Source organism: Methylorubrum podarium, assembly GCF_022179745.1.
Taxonomy (GTDB): Bacteria; Pseudomonadota; Alphaproteobacteria; order Rhizobiales; family Beijerinckiaceae; genus Methylobacterium; species Methylobacterium podarium.
In genome coordinates, this window is the sequence record NZ_BPRD01000243.1 from 1 (window position 1) to 2,622 (window position 2,622).

3 protein-coding genes are annotated in these 2,622 nt (G+C 71.9%); 2 read left to right on the plus strand and 1 reads right to left on the minus strand.

Features of this window, described 5'->3' with window-relative positions; genetic code table 11:
* Positions 1–1,035 (plus strand): transketolase C-terminal domain-containing protein (locus MFF42_RS13050; RefSeq protein WP_283206874.1); only part of this gene is annotated, 1,035 nt, incomplete at its 5' end.
* A gap of 49 nt (positions 1,036–1,084) precedes the next feature.
* Here MFF42_RS13050 and MFF42_RS13055 read toward each other — a convergent pair.
* Complete coding sequence (locus tag MFF42_RS13055; RefSeq protein WP_238256107.1) at positions 1,085–1,714, minus strand: superoxide dismutase family protein; 630 nt, start codon at positions 1,712–1,714, stop codon at positions 1,085–1,087.
* Between the two features lie 309 nt (positions 1,715–2,023).
* Between MFF42_RS13055 and MFF42_RS13060 the strand changes: the two genes are divergently transcribed.
* Positions 2,024–2,622, plus strand: a 599-nt coding sequence (locus tag MFF42_RS13060; protein ID WP_238256108.1) for a TlyA family RNA methyltransferase, incomplete at its 3' end; no start/stop codon positions are given.

A 2,622-nucleotide genomic window follows, 5' to 3' on the forward strand; every position in this document is an offset into this window, starting at 1 on the left:
AAGTTCGACGTGGTGTCGGGCATCCAGGCCAAGGCCAAGGCGAACGCGCCGGCCTATACGCGGGTGTTCGGCGAGAGCCTGATCAAGGCGGCGGATGCCGACCCGAAGGTGGTGGCGATCACCGCGGCGATGCCCGGCGGCACCGGCATCGACCTGTTCGGCAAGGCGCACCCGGACAAGACCTTCGACGTGGGCATCGCCGAGCAGCACGCGGTGACCTTTGCCGGCGGCTTGGCGACGGAGGGCTACAAGCCGTTCGTGGCGATCTACTCGACCTTCCTGCAGCGGGCCTACGATCAGGTCGTGCACGACGTGGCCTTGCAGAATCTGCCCGTGCGGTTCTGCCTCGACCGGGCGGGGCTGGTGGGGGCGGACGGCGCCACGCATGCGGGCGCGTTCGATCTGGCCTATCTCTGCTGCCTGCCGAACATGACGGTGATGGCGGCGTCCGACGAGGCCGAGCTGGTGCACATGGTGGCGACCGCCCACGCGCATGATTCCGGGCCGATCGCGCTGCGCTATCCCCGCGGCGAGGGGGTCGGCGTGGAGCTGCCGGAGCGGGGCGAGCCGCTGGCGATCGGCCGCGGCCGTGTGGTGCGGCGTCCCGAGGGCGCGCGGGTGGCGCTGCTGTCGCTGGGCACGCGCCTGTCGGAGGCGCTGAAGGCGGCGGACGCGCTGGAGGCGGAGGGCGTGGCGGCCACGGTGGCGGATGCGCGCTTTGCCAAGCCGCTGGACGCGGAGCTGATCGTGGATCTGGCGATGAGCCACGAGGTTCTGGTGACGGTGGAGGAGGGCTCGGTCGGCGGGTTCGGGGCGATGGTGCTGCACCTGCTCTCCGAGCGGGGCGTTCTGGATGCGGGCCGGGTCCGGGTTCGCACGCTGACGCTTCCCGATGTCTACCAGGACCACGACAAACCCGAGAAGATGTACGCCGAGGCCGGTCTCGACGCCGAGGGCATCCTCAAGGCCGTCCGCGCCGCCCTGCCGGAGAAGGCGGCGCAGCGCGAGGGCAGCGTGGTGAGCCTGAAGCGGTAGCGTCGCAAAGAACCCTCTCCCGCAGAGGGGAGAGGGCTTCCGCGGCCAGCTACTTGATCACCGCGCAGCCGATCCGCGGGCCCGCGCCGCCGATCGGCTGGCTGGTGTGGTCGTCCTCGTTGGCGTGGATGATCAGCGCCGAGCCGTCGCCGTCGCGCAGGCCGCCCTCGCCGGTTAGCGGGGTCTCGCTCGACACTTCCGCGTTCACCGAGCCGTCGGCGTTGGCGTAGACGTTGGGCAGGTCGCCCTCGTCCGGACCGTCGGGGTTGAGCAGGCCGTGCTTGCTCTGGTCGTGGTTCACGTGGGCCTTCGACTTCTCGAACTTCTCGGTGTCCGAGCAGTCGCCGACGGCGTGGAAATGGATGCCGTGCCAGCCCGGAGGCAGGCCGCCGGGCTGGATCGTCAGCCGCATCACCAGGGAGTTCGCCCCGTCGCGGATCATGATCTTGCCGATGGTCTCACCCTTGCCGTTGGTGATCCCGCTCTCGTAGGTCTGCGGTGCGCTCGCGGCCTCCGTCTTGGCGGGGGCCGGCTCCTTGGGAGCCTCCTTCGCATCCTGCGCGAGGGCGGATCCGGCGAGGCCCGCGAGCAGGGCCGCGGCCAAGGGAATGGCCAAGGGGATGGCTAGGGGGACGGCCAGAGGAAGGCGTCGAATCGCAGGCATCGTGGCCCCTCGCATGATGGCACCTCTCATGAACTGACTCGCTCCGTTGCATCCCGGCGGTCCCGCCCGGCACCGCGCCGCCGCTTGAGGCGGTGCGGAATCCGGGCTACCGCGGCCGGTGGATGTCGCATCGCCCGGTTCGGACAAGCCGGCACGCACCGTCTCAGGCGATGCTCTAGGTAACGCGACGCGGCGCGTTTCGACAGGGGACGGACCGATCCGTCTCGATCGCGAGAGCGTCGTCTGCCGAGGACGGCGGGTCAGGACGACGGGCCAGAACGAGTGGCCAAGACGCGGCCGGGCGTGTTCCGGAAGGGAGATCCGATGACGGGCGAGCGGGTGCGGGCCGACCGGTTCCTGGTCGAGCACGGGCATTTCCGCAGCCGGGCGCAGGCGCGGGCGGCGATCGAAGCCGGCCTCGTCCACGCCGACGGCGGCCTCGTCACGCGCCCCTCGGACCTCATCGGCGCGGGCGCGCGGATCGAGGCCTCGGCGCCCCACCCCTACGTCTCCCGCGGCGGTCTCAAGCTGGCCGCGGCGCTCGACGCCTTCGGCCTCGAGCCCGCCGGCCTGCCCTGCCTCGATGTCGGCGCCTCGACCGGCGGCTTCACCGACGTCCTGCTGCGGCGTGGGGCCGCCCACGTCCACGCCGTCGATGTCGGCCGCGACCAGCTCGACGCGCGCTTGCGCGCCGACGCGCGGGTGACCAGCCTGGAGGGCACCGATATCCGCGCCCTCGCCCCGGCTGCGATCCGGCCCGCGCCGCGTCTCGCCACCATCGACGTCAGCTTCATCGGCCTGCGGCTGGTCCTGCCGGCGGTGGCCGCGCAGCTCGCCGACGAGGCGGCCCTCGCCGCGCTGATCAAGCCGCAATTCGAGGCCGCCGCGCCCGACCCGCTCGCGGCCGGCCTCGAATTGCGGCT

Bases quoted from the DNA above. Each gene is read 5' to 3' on its own strand.
- MFF42_RS13055 (WP_238256107.1), bottom strand. From the start codon at position 1,714: ATGCGAGGGGCCACGATGCCTGCGATTCGACGCCTTCCTCTGGCCGTC.